The sequence below is a fragment of the Rhodanobacter glycinis genome, assembly GCF_900114325.1.
Lineage (GTDB): Bacteria > Pseudomonadota > Gammaproteobacteria > Xanthomonadales > Rhodanobacteraceae > Rhodanobacter_A > Rhodanobacter_A glycinis.
In genome coordinates, this window is the sequence record NZ_FOSR01000017.1 from 25834 (window position 1) to 45430 (window position 19597).

General features: G+C 66.0%; 17 protein-coding genes. 11 read left to right on the plus strand and 6 right to left on the minus strand.

What is annotated here, in order from left to right; genetic code table 11:
- Positions 1-115 precede the first annotated feature (115 nt).
- From BMY90_RS14820 to BMY90_RS14845, 6 genes are all read left to right on the plus strand, one after another.
- The gene (locus BMY90_RS14820) at positions 116-1657 is read left to right on the plus strand and encodes a peptide MFS transporter (RefSeq protein WP_092705010.1); all 1542 of its coding nucleotides are present in this window, start codon (positions 116-118) and stop codon (positions 1655-1657) included.
- A 59-nt stretch (positions 1658-1716) separates the two neighbouring features.
- The gene (locus tag BMY90_RS14825) at positions 1717-2985 is read left to right on the plus strand and encodes an ATP-binding protein (RefSeq protein ID WP_092705011.1); all 1269 of its coding nucleotides are present in this window, start codon (positions 1717-1719) and stop codon (positions 2983-2985) included.
- Between the two features lie 248 nt (positions 2986-3233).
- Positions 3234-3824: a response regulator transcription factor gene (locus BMY90_RS14830; RefSeq protein ID WP_037100129.1), complete on the plus strand. Its 591-nt coding sequence runs from the start codon at positions 3234-3236 to the stop codon at positions 3822-3824.
- A 106-nt stretch (positions 3825-3930) separates the two neighbouring features.
- Entirely contained in the window at positions 3931-6186 is a 2256-nt protein-coding gene (locus BMY90_RS14835) for a TonB-dependent receptor (protein ID WP_092705012.1), read from the plus strand.
- A gap of 152 nt (positions 6187-6338) precedes the next feature.
- Entirely contained in the window at positions 6339-7511 is a 1173-nt protein-coding gene (locus BMY90_RS14840; RefSeq protein WP_092705013.1) for a sialidase family protein, read from the plus strand.
- A 2-nt stretch (positions 7512-7513) separates the two neighbouring features.
- Positions 7514-7984 (plus strand): TlpA family protein disulfide reductase, encoded by a 471-nt coding sequence (locus BMY90_RS14845; RefSeq protein WP_092705014.1) that lies wholly within the window; start codon positions 7514-7516, stop codon positions 7982-7984.
- Between the two features lie 45 nt (positions 7985-8029).
- Here the strand turns inward: BMY90_RS14845 and BMY90_RS14850 are convergent, their stop codons facing one another.
- Positions 8030-9553, minus strand: a complete 1524-nt coding sequence (locus BMY90_RS14850; protein ID WP_092705015.1) for a M56 family metallopeptidase — start codon at positions 9551-9553, stop codon at positions 8030-8032.
- Complete coding sequence (locus BMY90_RS14855; RefSeq protein ID WP_092705016.1) at positions 9546-9911, minus strand: BlaI/MecI/CopY family transcriptional regulator; 366 nt, start codon at positions 9909-9911, stop codon at positions 9546-9548. The genes BMY90_RS14850 and BMY90_RS14855 overlap by 8 nt, the downstream gene beginning before the upstream one ends.
- Positions 9912-10113: 202 nt before the next feature.
- Here BMY90_RS14855 and BMY90_RS17510 point away from each other — a divergent pair, with 202 nt between their 5' ends.
- Positions 10114-11469: a 3-oxoacid CoA-transferase subunit B gene (locus BMY90_RS17510; RefSeq protein ID WP_008212233.1), complete on the plus strand. Its 1356-nt coding sequence runs from the start codon at positions 10114-10116 to the stop codon at positions 11467-11469.
- 74 nt (positions 11470-11543) lie between these two features.
- Here BMY90_RS17510 and BMY90_RS14865 read toward each other — a convergent pair whose 3' ends face one another.
- From BMY90_RS14865 to BMY90_RS14875, 3 genes are all read right to left on the minus strand, one after another.
- Complete coding sequence (locus BMY90_RS14865) at positions 11544-12515, minus strand: sensor histidine kinase (protein WP_092705017.1); 972 nt, start codon at positions 12513-12515, stop codon at positions 11544-11546.
- Positions 12516-12551: 36 nt separating this feature from the next.
- Entirely contained in the window at positions 12552-13283 is a 732-nt protein-coding gene (locus BMY90_RS14870; protein WP_008212236.1) for a response regulator transcription factor, read from the minus strand.
- A 94-nt stretch (positions 13284-13377) separates the two neighbouring features.
- Positions 13378-13992 (minus strand): arylesterase, encoded by a 615-nt coding sequence (locus BMY90_RS14875; RefSeq protein WP_092705018.1) that lies wholly within the window; start codon positions 13990-13992, stop codon positions 13378-13380.
- Here BMY90_RS14875 and BMY90_RS14880 point away from each other — a divergent pair.
- From BMY90_RS14880 to BMY90_RS14890, 4 genes are read left to right on the plus strand one after another with little or no spacing between them, the layout of a single operon-like run.
- Entirely contained in the window at positions 13991-14692 is a 702-nt protein-coding gene (locus BMY90_RS14880) for an ABC transporter ATP-binding protein (RefSeq protein ID WP_092705019.1), read from the plus strand. The genes BMY90_RS14875 and BMY90_RS14880 overlap by 2 nt on opposite strands.
- Positions 14689-17172 (plus strand): ABC transporter permease, encoded by a 2484-nt coding sequence (locus BMY90_RS14885; protein ID WP_092705020.1) that lies wholly within the window; start codon positions 14689-14691, stop codon positions 17170-17172. The genes BMY90_RS14880 and BMY90_RS14885 overlap by 4 nt, the downstream gene beginning before the upstream one ends.
- Before the next feature lie 46 nt (positions 17173-17218).
- Entirely contained in the window at positions 17219-17425 is a 207-nt protein-coding gene (locus BMY90_RS17090) for a glycine zipper domain-containing protein (protein WP_139201767.1), read from the plus strand.
- A 12-nt stretch (positions 17426-17437) separates the two neighbouring features.
- Positions 17438-18571 (plus strand): SLC13 family permease, encoded by a 1134-nt coding sequence (locus BMY90_RS14890; protein WP_092705021.1) that lies wholly within the window; start codon positions 17438-17440, stop codon positions 18569-18571.
- 32 nt (positions 18572-18603) lie between these two features.
- Here BMY90_RS14890 and BMY90_RS14895 read toward each other — a convergent pair whose 3' ends face one another.
- Complete coding sequence (locus tag BMY90_RS14895) at positions 18604-19377, minus strand: DUF4097 family beta strand repeat-containing protein (RefSeq protein WP_092705022.1); 774 nt, start codon at positions 19375-19377, stop codon at positions 18604-18606.
- Positions 19378-19597: the final 220 nt, after the last annotated feature.

The following is a 19597-nucleotide window of genomic DNA, read 5'->3' on the forward strand; positions in this document are numbered from 1 at the left end:
GCGAAGCGATCCGGACGGATGGGTTACCCTTCGTTGATTGTGGTGCCGTTCAGCACCGCTGCACGCCGGCCGCGCCACGCGCGGCCGTTGTTTGACTCGTCAACGGAATCGATGCATGGCAATCCAGAATCCACCCGTTTCGCAAACCCGGTCGTTCAGCACTGTCTTCCTCATCGAGATGTGGGAGCGGTTTGGCTACTACGGCATGCAAGCGCTCATCGTGTACTACATGGTGCAGCGCCTGGGGTTCCCCGATGACAAGGCCAACCTGGTCTGGAGCGCTGCCGCTGCATTGATCTACGTGGCGCCGGCCATCGGTGGCTGGGTGGGCGACAAGGTGCTGGGCACGCGCCGCACGATGCTGATCGGCGCCACCATCCTCGCCGTCGGTTATGCGCTGATGGCCGTCCCGGGCGAAAGCGTCGGCTTCCTTTACTTCGCGCTGGGCGTGATCGTGGTCGGCAACGGCCTGTTCAAGCCGAATGCCGGCAACCTGGTGCGCAAGATCTACGACGGCGACGACTCCAAGATCGACAGCGCCTTCACCATCTACTACATGGCAGTGAACATCGGCTCGACGATCTCGATGCTGCTGACGCCGTGGATCAAGGACTACGTCAACGCCAAGTACGGTCATGAACTGGGCTGGCATGCCGCCTTCGCCGTGTGCGCGTTCGGCCTGCTGGTGGGCCTGACCAATTACATGGTGATGCGCCACACGATGCGCCACATCGGCTCGGCCCCGGACGAAAAGCCGGTGCATGTCGGCAAGCTGGGCGCGGTGCTGGGTATCGGCGTGCTGGCCGTCTTCGCCTCCGCCTACGTGCTGGCGCACGAGTCGGTGGCGCGCATTTTCGTGTACGCGGCCGGCGTCGTGGTGCTGGGCATCTTCGCCTACCTGATCAGCCGCAGCGAGCGCTCCGAGCGCGCCGGCCTGATCGCCGCGCTGGTGCTGACCGTGCAGACGGTGTTCTTCTTCATCTTCTACCAGCAGATGTCGACCTCGCTGAACCTGTTCGCGCTGCGCAACGTCAATCCCAGCTTCGACATCTTCGGCTTCCATCTGTGGAACTGGGCGCCGGCGCAATTCCAGTCGTTCAATCCGATCTGGATCTTCATCCTCAGCCCGCTGCTGGCCTTCATCTACAACGCGGCCGGCCGCAACGGCAAGGACATCTCGATCGCCACCAAATTCGCGCTGGGCTTCGCCGCCGTCGCGCTGGGTTTCTTCATCTACAGCTGGGCCGATCATTTCGCCGTGGCCGGCAAGACCAGTTCCTGGGTGATGGTCTGGGGCTACGGCGCCTCGTCGCTGGGTGAGCTGCTGGTCAGCGGCCTGGGCCTGGCGATGATCGCGCGCTACGTTCCCGAGCGCATGGGCGGCTTCATGATGGGCGCGTACTTCGTGGCATCCGGCATCTCGCAGTATCTCGGCGGGCTGGTGGCGAACCTGGCCAGCGTGCCGCAGGACATCACCAATCCCGTGCAGACCATGCCGATCTATACCTCGCTGTTCGCCAAGCTGGGCTGGGCGGGCATCGCCTGCACATTGATCGCGCTGGCGGTGCTGCCGCTGATGCGCAAGCTGTCGGCGCAGCACCAGGCCCACAACAAGGCCACCGACGCGCCGCTGCCCACCATCGGCTCCGAGCAGTAAGACCTGCCATGGGCCCGGCTTGCTGATCGAGCCGGGCCACTGATGGGCTGAACATCCACATGTCGCAACATCACCATCAGCAGCGGTTCGGCCCGGTCGCACTGATCCGCACGCTGACCTGGCTGCGGTTATGCGCCATCGTCGGCCAGAGCGGCGCCGTGCTGGTATGCGCATGGATAATGCACCTGGACATCCCGCTGGCGCCGTTGCTGATCGGCATCGATCTGCTGGCGGTGTTCGCCGTGCTGGCTGCCTGGCGCCTGCACCAATCGCGCGCAGTGCACGAGTGGGAAGTGGTCGGCCATATCGCCTTCGACACGCTGGGCCTCAGCTACCTGCTCTATTTCACCGGTGGCGCCAGCAATCCGTTCATCACCCTGCTGGTGGTGCCGATCGCGCTTTCCGCCGCGGCACTGTCGGTGCCGGCAATCCTTTCGGTGGCGATCTTCGCCGGGCTGGCCTACCTGCTCCTGCTGCGCTGGTACGTGCCATTGCCGATGCCCTCGTATGCCGAGGGTTTCTCGCTGCACGTCGCCGGCATGGGCGTCAACTTCCTGGTCACTGCCATGCTGCTGGCCTTCTTCATCCACCGGCTGGCCCGCGCCGTGCGCCTGCAGCAAATGGAAGTGCAACGCGTACGCGAACGTGCCTTGCGTGATGAAGGCATCCTCGCCATCGCCACCCAGGCCGCCGGTGCCGCACACGAGATGAACACGCCGCTGTCGACCATGCGCACGCTGCTGCCGGAGGTTCGCCGCGAACATCCCACGGACGGCCCGCTCAGCGACGACCTGGCCCTGCTGCAGGATCAGGTGGAACGCTGCCGCACGATCCTGCGCGAGATGGTGGCTTTCGGCCAGGCGCAACTGTCGCAGGAACCGGAGCGCGCCACGCTGGCCGCGTTCCTGCACGGCTGCGTGGAACGCTTCCAGTTGCTGCGCCCGGAAGCGGAGCTGGACCTTCAGGTGGACGAGGCCACCGACGGCATCGTGCTGCGCACGCCGCCCGGCTTGCGTCACGCCCTGCTCAACCTGCTCAACAATGCCGCCGACGCCTCGGCCATGCGCGATTCGCAAGCCGTGCAACTGCAGGTGCTGCGGCAAGGCCATTGGCTGGAGCTGCGGGTGCGTGACCACGGCCCCGGCTTCACCCCCACCGGCGCACCGGCCGTGCTCGGCCAGACCGGCAAGCAGGCCGGCCTGGGCATCGGCCTGGCGCTGGCCGAAGCCACCGCCGAGCGGCTGGCTGGCGAACTGACTGCCAGCAACACCGACAGTGGCGCGGAAATGTGCCTGCGCCTGCCGCTGGCCACCATTGCCGAGCACTAGGAGCGTGGGTGGCAGAAACTTTCGAGGCGAAAAAGTGGCTGCGTGAGGACAGATTTTCGACGATTCGCCGGCCCATAGTGGTTCTATGGGCCAAGAAGCGACGGACATATGGACCACACAGACACTTTTGCAGTCCGGAAGATTTCTGCCGTCCACGCTCCTAGGCACCGGTCGGTTTCCGCCCTGCGGCAGGCAGCGACGCGCCATATCCGGCAAAATGGCCGGCATTGCTGCAGGAATTCCTCACGATGAACGATTTCACGCCCCCCGCCGCGGCCCCACGCCCACTGTTGATCATCGACGACGACGCGACCTTCGTGCGCGTGCTGGCACGGGCCATGGGGTCGCGCGGCTTCGAGGCCATCACCGCCACCAACATCGACGAGGCCCGCATGCTGGCCCGGCGCCACCAGCCACGCTACTGCGTGCTCGACCTCAAGCTCGGCGAGGAAAACGGCCTGCGCCTGATCCCCGAGTTGCAGGCCCTGGTGCCGGACATGCGCGTCCTGCTGCTCACCGGCTATGCCTCCATTGCCACCGCAGTGGAAGCGATCAAGCGCGGCGCCCACGACTACCTGGCCAAGCCGGTCGACGCCGATGCGGTGGTGCGTGCGCTGCTCGACGGCGATGGTCCGGCACCGGACGACGACGACGTGCCGGATGCGCCCGAGGCGCCGCTGGCCCTGCGCCGGCTGGAGTGGGAGCACATCCAGCGCGTGTTGACCGAATGCGACGGCAACATTTCCGAAACCGCCCGTCGCCTCGGCATGCATCGGCGCACCCTGCAGCGCAAGCTGAGCAAGCACCCGGTACGCGAGCGGCCCGAAAGCGAGGACTGACCGCGCAGCGTCTCCTGGCGCGACGTCCGCTGCGACAACGCGCCATCTACCGCCCGGCCACGGCAGCGCTATCCTTGGAACCCTAGACCCACGTCCAAGGTTTCACGTGAACCGCCCCGCTCCCCGCAGTCTCTGCCTGCTTGCGCTGGCCAGCGCCTGTACCTGCGCACTGGCCACCGAGCCACCCCAAGCCACCACGCTGGCGCCGATGTCGGTGCATGCCACCGACACCCAGGTGATGGGCATTCCCACCGTGGCGGTGCGCATCACCCGCGCGCACATGCAGCAGCAGAACATCGCCGACAGCGCCGATGCCCTGCGCTACGCGCCGAACCTGCAGATCCGCCAGCGTTACATCGGCGATCCCAACGCCACCATCAGCGGCCGCAACTCGGGCACCCTGCAAAGCGCCCGCAGCCTGCTCTACGCCGATGGCCTGCTGCTCTCCAACCTGATGAGCAATGGCTGGCAGGGCGCGCCGCGCTGGGGCATGGTCGCGCCCGAGGAGATCGGCGCGATCGACGTGCTGTACGGCCCCTACTCCGCGCTGTATCCCGGCAATTCGATGGGCACCACGGTGCTGATCCACACGCGCCTGCCGGACCGGCTCATTGCCAGTGCCAGCGCGCAATACATGAGCCAGGATTATTCGGACCACTACGGTGCGAGCGGCCACTACGACGGCCATCATCTGGCCGCGCTGCTCGGCGACAAGACGGGCCGCTGGCGTTGGCTGCTTTCGCTGAATCAGCTCGACAACCACGGCCAGCCGATGCAATACGCCACCGCCAGGGCCGGCGGCAATCCGGCCACTGCGATCCCGGTGACCGGCGCCACCGCCGACCACAATCCCAACGGTTCGCCGCGGCTGGTCTACGGTGCCAACACCATCGAACATACCCGGCAAACCCAGGCCAAGCTGAAGGTCGGCGTGGACATCACCGACCATGTCACCGCGTTGCTTACCGTGGGCTGGTGGCATAACCACGCCTTCGACAGCACGCGCAGCCTGATCCGCGACGCCAATGGCCAGCCGGTCTACGGCGGCAGCATCCTCGTCGACGGAAAAACCTGGACACTGCCGGCCAGCGGCCTCGCCCAGAGCGCGTACGACCAGACCCACGTGCTGTACGGCGCCGAGTTCAGCGGCCACCTCGACAACGGCTGGCGCTGGGAAGCCGTGGCCAGTCGCTACGACTACCAGCACGACCTGGAACACGATGCCGCGTCAGCCTCGTCCACCAGTGCGCTCGGCGGCGCCGGTTCGGTCGCCGACATGAGCGGTTCCGGCTGGCGCACCTTCGACCTGCGCAGCTCCGGCCCACTCGGCGACGAGAACCTGCTGTACGTCGGCGCACACCTCGACCGCTACCAGCTCGACTCACGCGTGCGCGCCGCCAGCGATTGGCGCGGCCCCGCCGACGGCCCGCTGGTCACCGCCTACGGTGGTCGCACGCAAACCCGCGCGCTCTATCTGCAGGATGTCTGGAGCTTCGCCCCGGCCTGGGCACTGACCGCAGGCGGGCGCTGGGAACAATGGCGCGCCTCGAAGGGCCTGCTGGCGAATGTCGCGACCTCGCAGCACTACCCCAACCGCTCGCGCAGTGATTTTTCGCCCAAGCTCGCGCTGAACTGGGATCTCGCCGAGCGCTGGCAGTTGCGCCTGTCCTTCGGCAAGGCGGTGCGCTACCCGACCGTGGAAGAACTGTTCCAGGGCTCGCTCTCGGGCAACACCATCGTCAACAACGACCCGAACCTGCAACCCGAACGCGACTGGTCCACCGACCTCAGCCTGATCCACCAGCTGCCGCGCGGGCACTGGCGCGTGTCGCTATACCAGGACCGCGTTTCCGACACGCTTTACTCGCAGACCGACATCACCCTGCCGGTGCCGGTCACCAGCGTGCAGAACATCGGCAAGGTGCGCACCCGCGGCGTGGCCGGCGAGCTGGTGGTGAACGACGTGGGACTGCGCGGGCTCGATCTCAGCGCCAGCGTGGCCTGGAACGACGCCATCAGCTTGCGCGATCGGCAATACCCCAGCGCCGACGGCAAGCGCTTCCCGCGCATTCCGCGCCTGCGCGCCAGCGTGTTCGCCGACTATCGCTTTGCCCCCGGCTGGGATGCCTCGCTGGGCGTGCGCCGCTCCGGCCGTCAGTTCAACAGCCTGGACAACAGCGACGTGGTGAACACCTACGGCGCCACCAGCAGCTTCACCGTCGCCGATGCCAAGTTGTGCTGGCGCTTCGCGCCGCAGTGGACGGCCTCGCTCGGCGTGGACAATCTCACCAACGAACATTACTGGGTCTACCATCCCTACGCCGGTCGCACCTGGTTCGGCGAGCTGCGCTGGGAACTGTAGGCCACCGTTCTCCATCTCATCGGAGACGGCACGTCATATCCCTTCCGGCTCGCCCGGGAGACCGCAGGTGAAGTCAGTCGCCCGCCACGGTCTCGCCTTCCACAGCCTTCTTCCACATGCGGAGGAAGGCCACGTTTCAGGCCACGTCCATCATGCGCAAGTTGATCCTCACCCTGCTGCTCTGCCTGCTGCCCGTCGCCGTCATGGCCCACGACATGTCCGGCATGGCCATGTCCCACGAACCCGAACTGGGCGCCAGCGCCGCCTTCGATGCGCACGGCCGGCTCTGGGTGGTGGACGCGGCGGACGGTCACATCCGCGTGCGCCATTCGGACGACTTCGGCAAGACACTGAGTCCGCCCGTCATCGTGAATCCCGTCGCCGAACGCATCTACGATGAGGGCGAGAACCGTCCGAAGATCGCCTTCGGCCCCAAGGGCGAGCTGTACGTGAGCTGGTCGCAACCACGCGCGAAGCCGTGGACCGGTTACGTGCGTTTTTCCAGCTCGATGGATGGCGGCCGGCATTTCTCCACGCCGATCACCGTGCAGCACGACCTGGCCGACATCACCCATCGTTTCGATGCGTTGGCCGTGGACGGCCACGGTCGCGTGGTCATCGCATGGATCGACAAGCGCGATCAGGAAGCGGCCAAGGCCAAGGGCCAGCCCTATCTCGGCGCCGCCGTGTACTACAGCTGGTCGGACAACGAAGGCCGCAGTTTCGCGCCTGATCACAAGCTGATGGAGCACAGTTGCGAATGCTGCCGCATCGCGCTGGCACGCACGCCTTCGGGCGAAGTGGCCGCGTTCTTCCGTGGCGTCTTCGGCGACAACATCCGCGACCATGCCTACGCTTTGCTGCCCACCACCGGTGCACCCGCCCATGCCGAGCGCACCACCTTCGACGACTGGCATATCGCCGCATGCCCGCATCAGGGGCCCGGCCTCGCCATCGGTGCCGATGGCGTACGCCATGCGGTCTGGTACGAAGCAAAGAACGGCCCCACGATCTGGTACGGCCAGCTTGATCCCGACCATCCGGCGAAGCACAAGCTGAAGATTGGCGGCCCCGGTGCCGGCCATGCCGACGTCGCCGTGCATGGACACACCGTGTGGCTGACGTGGAACCAGGTCAGCGCAAAGGGTTACACACTGATGCTGCGCCGCTCGACCGACAACGGCGTGCATTTCGATGCCGCCCGCGCGATCAGCCAGACCGACGGCGCCGCCGGTTCGCCACAACTGCTGCTGTGGCAGGCGCAAGCCTACGTCGCATGGAACACCAGCACCGGCTTCCGGCTGGTACCCGCCAAGGCCCAGTGATCATGCGCCGCCCTGCACTGCTCGCCCTGCTCGCACTAACCCTGGCGCTACCCAGCTTCGCCCAGGCGGACACGCTCACCGCGCTCACGGCCGCCGAGGTACCCGCATTGCTGAAACCACCCGCCCATGGCGAACGCATCCTCGCGATCTGGGCCCTCGATTGCGCTTACTGCGAATCGAACATGCAAGCGCTGGCGAAACTGCAGCAAGCCCACCCGCACGAGATCACACTGGTCACCATCGCCACCGACGACATCGCGCAACGCCAGGCCATCGAGCAACGCCTGCGCCACGCAGGCCTGAACAACTACCCCGCCCGCGCCTACGCCGCCGCCACCCCAGACCGCCTCAACTTCCTGATCGATCCGAACTGGGGCGGCGAAACCCCGCGCACACTGCTGATCCGTGCCGATGGCACGCATCTGGGGATCAGCGGCGAATTGACGCCGCAGCAACTGCAGAAGCTGCATTGACGGCCCAGTACACGCCACGGAACAAGGACGTGCCAATTGTTGCCATCACTGCGGTTCGAAGCGCACCTTCCAGCCATCGAACACCGCTTTTTCCCCATCGATTTCGGCAATCAGGCGGAGTGCGCGATCGCCAGGCACTGCATCGAAATTGAAGGTGACCAGGGCATTGTCCAGCGCCTGCGGATTGACCAGTTCGAAGCCTGTCTTCGAGGCGATGGTCTGCGCCGCCTGACGTGCGGGAACCTTGCTCAGGTGTTCACTCACCACGTGACCTGCAGCGCGGGCCGGACAACCGGCCAGCGGTATCACGTCGACGACATAGCTGCGCTTGCCATCCGCGCCCGTAGCGGTCACGCGCGACGACTTGCCCAGCCTGACACGCAACTCGCGACGCGCAAGTGGCGCATGGCCGTCTCCCGTCATGACCAGACGGATACGCACGCCATCGCGTCCCGAGGGCTCGGTGACTGCATCGATTTTCCAGTCGGGAAAGCTTGCCGTGGTCGTCTTCCCCGCCGCCGCGCAAAGCGCCAGCGAAGTGCGTTCGGCATGATGATGATGAGCCTCGTCCGCAGCGGTTTCGATCTTCATGTCCAACTGGTACGTCTGCCCATCGGCAGAGGAACCTTGCCCGGATGCGGCCGGCACGCTGGCGGCATAGACCGAGCCCGCGACAGCCAGTACCAGCGCCGTGCCAGTAATCGTTCCGGCCATCCGCCGCTGGCGGTTGGGTGAAGACAATTTCAACATGGCGATACGCTCTGCAAGTGGGTGATGAGGCAACCAGGGACATCCCACCGGCAGCGCCAGAGCCGCCGACTGGGTTTTCAACATCGCATTGGCATAGGTGCGGCGCTGCCTGCCGTGTTCACGCATCACGGCGGCATCGCATGCCAGCTCCATGTCCTGGCGCATGGCACGCAAGGCCAGCCACGCCAACGGATGGAACCAGCACAGCGCTGCGCTGATCCGGGCCACCAGGCTCCACCAGCCGTCGCCACGCCGTGCATGCACCTCCTCGTGAGCGAGGATCAAAGCGCGTTCGGTCGCGTCGTAACGTTGTTCGAAATCGGCTGGCACGACAATGCGCGGGCGCCATGTACCGACCAGCGCCGGCCCGACATCCACGTTTGCCGCGCGCCATACCGGCCAGCGCAACGGGCCGCCATCCATCGGCGCCGCGCCGTCAAGACGCGCGTACCAACGCCATTGCGCGAACATGGTCAGCACCGCGCTCAACAGCACGCCGGCAAACCAGACCAGCATGCCCCACGCGTACCAGGCAGCGCTCGTTGGCATATCAGCATGCGCTGACAGCGCGCCACCAGCCGAGGTAATCGTGTACACCACCGCGGGCAAGGATCCGGCAGACGTTGCCGCATGCGGGCATTGGCTGGCCAGCACGGCGAGTGGCGGCAACAGCCAGAGCTGGAACGCGCGTTCGGCGCCGAACCACCGACGACACGGGCGGCGCAGAAGGCCCACCAGCAGGATCGCGGCGGTGAAAGCCAGCAGCATGATCCAGCCACGCGCCAGCCATGGCGCCACCATCGCGTCGAGGCTATTCATCGCCCAGCTCCTCCAGCAACTTGCGCAGCTCGGCAATGTCCTTCTTCGACAGCTTGCGCTGTTCGGAGAAGTGCGCCACCAGCGGCGCCACGCGACCGTCGAACAGGCGATCGAGCAATCCCTTGCTCTCTTGCGAAACGTATTTCTCGCGACTGAGCAGGGGCGTGTAGAGATAGCGCCGACCGTCGCGCTCGGCCTTCACCGCCTTTTTCTTCAGCAGGCGGTTGAGCAGGGATTTAACCGTGCCTTCCTGCCACTGCTGCGCCGGACCGACTTCGGCGAGGATGTCTTCGGCCGTGCGTGGCGCGGAATGCCACAGCACATCCATGATGATCGCTTCGGCTTCGCTGATGGCCATGGTGTATCGTTCACATGTGTAATCGTGTGCTTATGTTTACGCACGTAAACGTTACATGTCAAGCATCGACATGGCACCACGCCGCCCCGGCAACACTCCGTACCCTTCCGCACGGAAGCGCCCTGCGACCTCCATTCCCATGGGTCCGACGTCAATCCGTCGTATCCTAGGGGTCTGGCTCTCACTTCACGAAGGCACAGTAATGGACAAGGTGTATGCAAGCGCGGCCGCCGCGCTCGACGGGTTGCTGTTCGACGACATGACCATCGCCGCCGGCGGCTTCGGCCTCTGCGGCATTCCCGAAAACCTGATCGGCGCACTGCTGGAGGCAGGTACCAAGGACCTGACCATCGTCGGCAACAATGCCGGTGTGGACGACTTCGGCATGGGCCCGCTGCTGAAAACGCATCAGGTGAAGCGCGTGTACGCCTCCTACGTGGGCGAGAACAAGGAGTTCGAGCGCCAGGTGCTGGCCGGCGAACTGGAACTGCACCTGACCCCGCAGGGCACGCTGGCCGAGAAGCTGCGCGCCGGCGGCGCCGGCATTCCCGGCTTCTACACGCGCACCGCATTCGGCACCAAGTTGGCCGAGGGCAAGGAAACCAAGGCCTTCCACGGCAAGGAATACGTGCTGGAAGAGTCCATCACGGCCGACCTGTCGATCGTCAAGGCATGGAAGGGCGACGCGCACGGCAACCTGGTGTTCCGCGAGACCGCGCGCAACTTCAACCCGATGATCGCCACCTGCGGCAAGGTCTGCGTGGCCGAGGTGGAGCATCTGGTACCGGTGGGCGAACTCGACCCGAACAACATCCACGTGCCGGGCATCTACATCGATCGCATCGTGCAGGGCGCGAAGTACGAAAAGCGCATCGAGATCCGCACCCTCGCCGGCGCCAATACCGGCAAGGAAAACCCCACGCGCAGCGCGATGGCGCAGCGCGCGGCGAAGGAGCTGCGCGACGGCTTCTACGTGAACCTCGGCATCGGCATTCCCACCCTGGTGGCCAACTACATCCCGGCCGGCATCGACGTGGTGCTGCAGTCGGAGAATGGCCTGCTCGGCATCGGTCCGTTCCCCACCGAGGACCAGGTCGACCCCGACCTGATCAATGCCGGCAAGCAGACCATTACCACCCTGCCCGGCTCGGCGTTCTTCTCCAGTGCCGATTCGTTCGCGATGATCCGCGGCGGCCACATCGACCTGTCGATCCTGGGTGGCATGGAAGTCTCGGCCACCGGCGATCTCGCCAACTGGATGGTGCCCGGCAAGATGGTGAAGGGTCCGGGCGGCGCGATGGACCTGGTCAGCGGCGTGCGCCGTGTGGTGGTGCTGATGGAGCACTGCGCGAAGGACGGTTCGCCGAAGATCAAGCAGCAGTGTGACCTGCCGCTTACCGGCAAGCAGGTGGTGGACCTGGTCATCACCGACCTGTGCGTGTTCGAGGTGGAGAAAGGCAAGGGCCTGACCCTGATCGAACTCAACGACGGCGTGACCGTGGACGACGTCAAGGCGAAAACCGGCTGCGCGTTCAAGGTCAGCCCCGCGCTGGGCTGATCACCACCGGCGACAGGCTCCTGCAAAAAGCCCCCGAGCGCGCACCGCGCGTCCGGGGGCTTTTTCATGCCGCGTCATTCCGTGACCGGGACCGTGTGCGGGAAGCGCACGCGGATAATGCCTTCATGGTCGTCACCGCCCCATTCCAGCGGCCAGGCGAAACGCTCGCTGATACGCCGCGCAATCGCCAGCTCGAAGCCCTGTTCATGGCTCGCGTCATTCGTGGCGCGACCGATACCCGAACCGCTCACCTCGACCGCCCCGGGCAGCACACTGATCTTCACCTTGCCCTGCCCCGCGGCGTGCTGCCCGGCGTGTCGCACCAGTTGTCCGCACAGCACCGCGAACACCCGCGGTGCGCCGTGCAAGGCGAATCGGGCCGGCTCATCCAGTTGCAACGTAATCGCCCTGCCGTGCAAGCCTTCGCGCGCATCCTCCAGCACGCGGCGCAGCACGTCATTGACCACGAAATCGTGTTCGCCCTGGCCATTGTCCGACTCTCTGGCAAGGATCAGCAGCGATTCCACCACCGCCTCCAATTCGCGCGTGGCGCGCCGGATGCGTCCCAGCGAGCGTTGCCCGCTCTCGCTCAACGCCGGCTCGTCGGACAGCATGTCGGTGGACATCTTGATGATCGTCAGCGGACTGCGCAGCTCGTGGCTGGCATCGCGTGTGAAGTAGCGTTCGCGCTGGTTGTAGTCGGCGACGCGGCTGGCGAAAACGTGCAGCCCGCGCGCCAATTCCGCCAGGTCGGCATCGGAATGGCGCGGCAGGCGCTGTGGTTCCAGCGAATCCAGGTCCGGCTGTTGCTCGTTCCAGCCGCTGATCACGCGCGCCAACGCACTCACCGGCCGCCACTGGCGTCGCGCCGCCAGCCAGGCCAGTACGCTGGTGATCACGATCAACGCCAGTACCGCGAGCGGCGGCGCGACGTCGTAAAAACCCATCAGGCAGGCAATCACCACCGCGACCAGTTGCAGTCCGAAGATCAGCACCAGCCGGCGATGAAACGCGCCGCGTCGAAACGCGGCGCTGGATGACGACATGCCCCTGTCAGTCATGATGATGGTACGGCCCTCCGATCAGGCCGGTTGCGTGGCTGACGCCACCTCCGCGGAGAGGTCCGCCAGCCGATAGCCGGCCGAATGGATGGTATGTAACAGGGGATGCGCGAAGGGTTTGTCGATGACCCGACGCAGGTTGTAGAGATGCGAACGCAAGGTATCCGAATCGGGCAAGGTATCGCCCCAGATCTCGCGCTCGATGTCCCGGCGACTGACCACGCGCGGCGATTCGCGCATCAGGATCGCCAGCAGCTTCAAGCCGATCGGCGACACCGTGAGTTCCTGCCCGCCACGGGTGAGGCGCAGCGTGGCGGTGTCCAGGGTCATGTCGCCCACCGTCAGCACCTCGGTGGACACCTGGCGGCGATCGCGACGGATCAGCGCACGCAGGCGGGCCTCCAGCTCACGCACTTCGAACGGCTTCACCAGGTAATCGTCGGCGCCGGCTTCCAGGCCGACCAGCTTGTCTTCCAGCGTGTCGCGTGCCGTCAGCATCAGTACCGGGGTGGATTTCTTGGCGTCGCCGCGCAGCTTGCGACACACGTCCAGCCCGTCCATGCCCGGCAGCATCAGGTCCAGCACCAGCACGTCATAGCTGTTGGAAACGGCCAGATGCAGGCCACTGACACCATCGGCGGCGTAATCCACCGAGTAGCCACGGCCTTCGAGGAACTCGCCCACCATCTCGGCGATCTGGCGATTGTCCTCGACCAACAGGATCAGCCCCGCGTTCTCTTCACGTGCGCTCATGAGCGACTCCCTACTCCGTTTCACATTTGTGAAAGGCTACTGGCGCGACCTGTGATCGAGGTGTGAAGACTCCACGCCATCGTTCAGATTCGTCTCAGCGAAGCAGCGGCTGCAGCTTGCCCCATACGGTGTCCAGCACGATCGGCTCGCCCGCGGCAAGGGGATGCAGTCCATCGTCCTGCATCAGCTCCGGCTTCAACGCCACGCCAGCGAGCAGAAACGGCACCAGCGCCACGTGCTTCTGCCGCGCCAGATCGGCGTAGATGGCGCGCAGGCCATCACGGTATTGCGGGCCATAGTTCACCGGCAGCTCGATGCCGAGCAGCAGCACCTTCGCCTTGGCCGCGATGGACTCGTCAATCATCGCCGCAAGGTTGACGCGCAGGTCAGCCAGCGACAGCCCCTGCAGGCCATCGTTCGCACCCAGCTCGATCACCACTACTTTCGGCCGGTACTTCGCCAGCAGTGCCGGCAGGCGATTGCGACCGCTCAGCGACGTCTCGCCACTGATGCTGGCATTGATCGCCGTCCATGCCGGCACCATCTTGCCAAGACGGACATCCAGCAGATGCACCCAGCCCTGGTCCGTGGCTATGTTGTGTGCGGCGGACAGCGAATCGCCCAGTACCAGCACGGTCTTCGTCGGCGCGGCCTGCACCGTGGCGACCATCGCGAACAGGGATAACAGCAGCCACAGGATTCGACGCATGAGCGGTACACCCCGGTTTCTTCTCGATGTGCGCGATGTTAGCAAGTCGGTACAAGGCCCCGAGGGGCGGCTGGATATCCTCGATGGCGTAAGCCTGCAGGTGGCGACAGGCGAGAGCTTCGCCATCGTCGGCGCGTCGGGCTCGGGCAAAACCACCCTGCTCGGCCTGCTCGCCGGACTGGACACCCCCAGCGCAGGCAGCATCCGTCTCGACGGCCACGCGCTGGAAAACATGGACGAAGAGGCCCGGGCCGATCTGCGGCGGCAACTGGTCGGCTTCGTGTTCCAGTCGTTCCACCTGTTGCCGGCACTCAGCGCCGAAGAAAACGTGATGCTGCCGCTGGAACTGGAGGGCGATCGCCTCGCCCGCACGCGTGCGCGCGAAGCCTTGGCCTCGGTTGGCCTGGAGGCACGGCGTCGCCACTACCCGGCGCAGCTGTCCGGCGGCGAGCAGCAACGCGTGGCGATCGCGCGCGCTTTCGTGCATGGCCCGCGCGTGTTGTTTGCCGACGAACCCACCGGCAATCTCGATCAACGCACCGGCCATCACATCATCGACCTGCTGTTCGCGCTGAACCGCGACCACCACACCACCCTGGTGCTGGTCACCCACGACGCCCAACTGGCCGAACGTTGCGTACGCCGGGTGGAACTGGAAGAAGGCCGCCTGCGCGCGCACTCCGGGGAAGCGGACGCATGAACCTGCTGCGGCTGTCCCTGCGCACTTTGCGCCGCGAATGGCGGCTGCCCGAATTACGCACGCTGGCCGGCTCGCTGGTGCTGGCGGTGGCGGCACTGGGCGTGGTCGCCACGCTGTCGACGCGGGTGGAACGCGGCGTGCTCGCCAGTGCGGCGGAACTGATCGGTGGCGACATCGGCGTGTCCTCGCCGCAACGTTTGCCTGACGACTTGGCCACCCGCGCCACCCACGACGGCTTGAAGGTCAACCGCAGCGCCAGCTTCCCCAGTGTGGCTTTTGCCCACGGCCGCAGCCAATTGCTTGATGTGCTGGCGACCGATACGGCCTATCCCCTGCGCGGCACGCTGGAACTTCGCGACGCCCACGGCCATACGCAGACGGGACACGGACCGGCAGCGGGCAACGTCTATCTCGATCATCGCGCACTGGTCGCGCTGCAGCTGCAGGTGGGCGACATGCTGCAACTCGGCGGCCGCGAACTGCACATCGCCGCCGAACTGGTACGCCAGCCCGATGGCGGTCAACTGATCGCACTGGCCCCGCGCGCGGTGATGAGCCTGACCGATGCCGAACAGGCTGGCCTGCTGGGTATCGGCAGTCGCGCCAGGCATCGGTTGCTGCTGGCCGGTGCGCCTGCCGCAGTCCACGACTGGCGCGATTGGGCGCAGTCGACCACCCTGCCACAAGGCGCGCAACTGATCACCCCGGAACAGACCCGCCAGCGCATGCGCAGCGCCTTCGATCGTGCCAGCGCCTTCCTGCGCCTCACCGCCTTGCTGTCGGCCCTGCTCGCCGGCGTGGCGATCGCCCTGGCTGCGCAACAGTACGCGCGACGCAAAACCAGCGAAGTGGCGTTGCTGCGCGCCCTGGGCACCCCGCGACGGCGGGTGTTCGGCCTGTTGATCGGCACCTTGCTGGCACTCGCCGTACCCGCGTTGATCGTGGGCGTGGCGCTGGCCCTGGGACTGGCACAGGCTGCCTGGCTGTTTGCCAGCACCTTGTTCGCCGGCGTGCCGACGGTGCTGCCGTGGGGCCCCGCATTGGCCGCGGCCGGCATCGGGCTTGCAGTGCTCGCCGGCTTCGCCCTGCCGCCCTTGGCGCGGCTGGCCGAGGTATCGCCGGTCGCGGTTTTCCGCGACAGCGTCACGCGACGGGTACGACGTTTCGACGGTCTGTACCTGGTTCCGGTGCTGGTCGCGCTGGCCCTGATCTGGAGCCAGAGCGGCTCGGCGCGGCTGGCTGGCATTCTTGCCATCAGCCTGTCCGGCGTGGCCGTGGCAGCCGCCCTGCTGGCGTGGGGCTTGCTGTGGCTGGCGCGCCGCGTGGCACCGGGTGCGCATCCCGCGCTTCGACTGGGGCTGGCCGCGCTGGCCCGGCGCCGCGGGCTAAGCGTGATCCAGGCCACCGCGCTGGGCATGGGCCTCACCGCGCTGCTGGTGCTGGCGATCATCGCGCCCTCCATGCTCGACGGCTGGCGCAGCGAATTGCCCTCGAACACGCCGAACTGGTTCGTGCTGAATCTGCAGACCAACCAGCGCGACGACTTCAGCAAGGCACTCGCGCGACTCGGCGCGGACCAGCTCAACATGCTGCCGCTGGCGGTCGGCAAGCTGGTGGCCATCGATGGCCATCCGATCGACGGCCTGCACTTCAACGACCCGCGCGCGAAAGACTGGAGCGACCGCCAGTTGCGCTTGTCCTGGGCCGGCACGCTGCCACCGGCCAACCGGGTGATCGCCGGCCACTGGTTCACGCCGCATCCGGCGCAGGCGGAAGTGTCGGTGGACACGATGTGGCGCGACATGTTCGCGCTGAAGCTTGGCGACACGTTGAGCTTCGACGTGGGTGAAGGCCGGCTCGACGCCAGGGTCACCAGCTTCCGCCAGGTCGACTGGAGTTCGTTCCGCGTCAACTTCTTCCTGTTGCTCGACCCCGCCCACGCCAGTGCGCTGCCGCACACCTGGCTGGCCAGTTTCCACTTGCCACGCGGGCACGCGACGCAGGTGGCCACGCTGTCGCGCGCCTATCCCAACCTGAGCCTGGTGGATGTGGACGACCTGCTCGACCGCATCCACCAGATCGTCGATCGCGTAAGCGGCGCGGTGCGTTGGGTGCTGGCTTTCAGCCTGCTCGCCGGCGCGCTGGTGCTGGCCGCCGCGCTTTCCGCCAGCGCCGCCGAACGTCGCCACGAAGCGGCGCTGTTGCGCACGCTGGGTGCACGGCGCGGGCAGCTTCGCATCGCGGCTGCCTGCGAGTTTGCGTTGCTCGGTCTGATCGCCGGGCTCACCGCCACCGCGGGCGCGGCCGGCGCCGGCTGGTGGCTGGGACGGCAGGTGTTTCACATCGAGCACTACGTGCCACCGCTTGGGTCACTGGCCTTGTCCGCGCTGATCGCCGCGGTCGTGGTGATGCTGCTGGGGCTAGCCGGCACGCGCAAGGTGACGCGTACGTCGCCGATGCGGCTGTTGCGGGAGGGCTGAGCAGACCCCAGACTGGCGCCACGACCCTCCAGACGGAAACACGTCCATGTCTACTCCCGAAAAGCCCGATACGCCCCGGCGCCGCCGCAACATGGGCGCGGGCATCGCCATCGGCATCGGCCTCGGTTGTGCCTTTGGCGTCGCGCTGCACAACCTGGCCGTGGGCATTGCCCTGGGTGCCGGCATCGGGATCGCCATCGGTGCCGGCAGCACTCGCTCCTGCCGTCGCCGGGGCGACGACGAAACGCACTGACATCGCCACCGCATGCCGCGTACGTCCGCCGTTATCAGGCCTTGGCTGCATCGACTGAAAAGCGAGTGGCTGTTGCTGCTGTTCGCCATCCTGGCCATCGCGCTGGCCCTCATCGACCCGCAACCACTGGCGCAATATCGCCGCTGGTTGCAACTGCCCACACTGGCGGGCCTGCTGGGCTTGCTGATCGCCATCCAGGGCATCCGCGACAGCGGCCTGGTGCAACACGCTGCCAGCTTGTTGCTGGCACGCATGCATTCGCTGCGTGGGCTGGGCCTGTTGCTGGTGGCACTCACCGCGTTGCTGTCGATGGTACTGACCAATGACGTAAGCCTGTTCCTGGTCGTGCCATTGACGCTGGCAGCCGGCAGCATTTCGAATCTGCCGGTGGGCCGCATGGTGGTGCTGGAGGCACTGGCCGTGAATGCCGGCAGCACGCTGAGCCCGATCGGCAACCCGCAGAACCTGCTGCTTTGGCAGCACGCACAGGTGTCGTTTTTTCATTTCGTCGCGGCGATGTTGGCTGTTGCCGCGGTGATGCTCGTGCTGCTGGGCGCATTGACGTGGCTATGGCTTCCGCGCGAACGCGTGGCGCTGACCGCGGAACGCCTTGATGACAGCATCGCGTCGCCCCGATTGGCGCTGGGCGCCGTGCTGGCACTGGTCGGCATGGTCGTGGCGATGGAATACGGCCACGCCCTGACAGGCGCGCTGTTGCTACTGCTGTTGTTCGTGCTGCTGGCGCGACCCAGCCTGCGCCGGATCGACTGGCTGTTGCTGCTCACGTTCGCGGCAATCTTCCTCGGGCTTGGCCATTTCGCCGAATTGCCGGTGGTGCGGCATCTGCTTGGCCACCTCGACTTGCACCTGCCACTGATTCTTTACGTCAGCGGCATCGTCGCCTCGCAGCTGATCAGCAACGTGCCGGCCACCGTCCTGCTGCTGGATCACGCACCCGACGCACTGGCGCTGGCCGTGGCGGTCAACGTGGGTGGTTTCGGACTGGCGATCGGCTCGATGGCGAACCTGATTGCGCTGCGACTGGCGAAACAGCCGCACGGCTGGCGGCTGTTTCATGCAGTCTCGGTACCTTTCCTGCTGGTGTGCGCACCGCTGGTGTACCTGGCATGGCGCGCGTTGGGATGAACCCCCAGCGCGTGCCCCCGCCATAGGCATGCTCAGTCGTCGCTGGGCACGCTGACCTTGCCCTTCACCCCGCTGTGATCGACATCGCCGCTACCCACCGCACTCACGCTCAGATTGCCCTGCACGTCCTTCACCGACAGGTCGCCCGAACCCAACGTGCTGGCCTGCACGCTGCCAGCCACCTGGCGCAGCGTCACGTCACCCGAGCCGATGCTGCCGATGTGCACATCGCCACGGATGTTGCTGGCCTTGACGTCACCCGAGCCTACCGAGCCCAGTTCCAGGCTGCCGATGTCCTCGGCGTCGACATCCCCCGAGCCCACGCTGCTGCTGAGCTTGCCGGTGATCCGGCGCACGTCCAGATCGCCCGAACCGACATGACTGGCAAGCTGCTGCAGATCGCTGACGTGGGCATCGCCCGAGCCCACGTCCAGCGTCACCGGCATGCTGGAAGGCAGTTGCAGCCTGAGATCGAGATAGGCGTAGGAGCTGCCGAACAGGTTGATGTTGAACCAGCCTTCCTTGTTGCCGATGTCGACGATCAACTGGTCGCCTTCGCGGCGCGAGGTAACCTGCAATTTGTCCAGCAGCGACTGGTCCGATGCGCAGGCGCGACCGCTCAGCTGCAGGTCGGTCGCACTGCCATTGCCGAGGAGGTGCAGATCGTGGCTGTGCACTTCGATCTGCACGCCATGCACACCGGCCAGGTCGAGCTTCAACGCGCGCGGCGCCTGGTATTTGCATTGATCGGTGGCGGTAGCCGCCAAGGGCAGCAGCAACAGGGCGAGGACGAGGATTCGACGCATGATGTTCTCCGCAAATGGATGAGACGGCCCTGCCAGGAGCGTGGGCGGTAGAAACTTTCGAGGCGAAAAAGTGGCTGCGTGAGGACAGATTTTCGACGATTCGCCGGCCCATAGTGGTTCTATGGGCCAAAAAGCGACGGACATATGGACCACGCAGACGCTTTTGCAGCCCGGAAGATTTCTACCACCCACGCTCCTAGGATGCAGCCCGGACAAAAAG

What these genes read in the sequence shown, in the direction of transcription:
- BMY90_RS14820 (WP_092705010.1), top strand. Translation starts at nt 116, where the DNA reads ATGGCAATCCAGAATCCACCCGTTTCGCAAACCCGGTCGTTCAGCACT.
- BMY90_RS14825 (WP_092705011.1), top strand. Translation starts at nt 1,717, where the DNA reads ATGTCGCAACATCACCATCAGCAGCGGTTCGGCCCGGTCGCACTGATC.
- BMY90_RS14830 (WP_037100129.1), top strand. Translation starts at nt 3,234, where the DNA reads ATGAACGATTTCACGCCCCCCGCCGCGGCCCCACGCCCACTGTTGATC.
- BMY90_RS14840 (WP_092705013.1), top strand. Translation starts at nt 6,339, where the DNA reads ATGCGCAAGTTGATCCTCACCCTGCTGCTCTGCCTGCTGCCCGTCGCC.
- BMY90_RS14845 (WP_092705014.1), top strand. Translation starts at nt 7,514, where the DNA reads ATGCGCCGCCCTGCACTGCTCGCCCTGCTCGCACTAACCCTGGCGCTA.
- BMY90_RS14850 (WP_092705015.1), bottom strand. Translation starts at nt 9,553, where the DNA reads ATGAATAGCCTCGACGCGATGGTGGCGCCATGGCTGGCGCGTGGCTGG.
- BMY90_RS14855 (WP_092705016.1), bottom strand. Translation starts at nt 9,911, where the DNA reads ATGGCCATCAGCGAAGCCGAAGCGATCATCATGGATGTGCTGTGGCAT.
- BMY90_RS17510 (WP_008212233.1), top strand. Translation starts at nt 10,114, where the DNA reads ATGGACAAGGTGTATGCAAGCGCGGCCGCCGCGCTCGACGGGTTGCTG.
- BMY90_RS14865 (WP_092705017.1), bottom strand. Translation starts at nt 12,515, where the DNA reads ATGTCGTCATCCAGCGCCGCGTTTCGACGCGGCGCGTTTCATCGCCGG.
- BMY90_RS14870 (WP_008212236.1), bottom strand. Translation starts at nt 13,283, where the DNA reads ATGAGCGCACGTGAAGAGAACGCGGGGCTGATCCTGTTGGTCGAGGAC.
- BMY90_RS14880 (WP_092705019.1), top strand. Translation starts at nt 13,991, where the DNA reads ATGAGCGGTACACCCCGGTTTCTTCTCGATGTGCGCGATGTTAGCAAG.
- BMY90_RS14875 (WP_092705018.1), bottom strand. Translation starts at nt 13,992, where the DNA reads ATGCGTCGAATCCTGTGGCTGCTGTTATCCCTGTTCGCGATGGTCGCC.
- BMY90_RS14885 (WP_092705020.1), top strand. Translation starts at nt 14,689, where the DNA reads ATGAACCTGCTGCGGCTGTCCCTGCGCACTTTGCGCCGCGAATGGCGG.
- BMY90_RS17090 (WP_139201767.1), top strand. Translation starts at nt 17,219, where the DNA reads ATGTCTACTCCCGAAAAGCCCGATACGCCCCGGCGCCGCCGCAACATG.
- BMY90_RS14890 (WP_092705021.1), top strand. Translation starts at nt 17,438, where the DNA reads ATGCCGCGTACGTCCGCCGTTATCAGGCCTTGGCTGCATCGACTGAAA.
- BMY90_RS14895 (WP_092705022.1), bottom strand. Translation starts at nt 19,377, where the DNA reads ATGCGTCGAATCCTCGTCCTCGCCCTGTTGCTGCTGCCCTTGGCGGCT.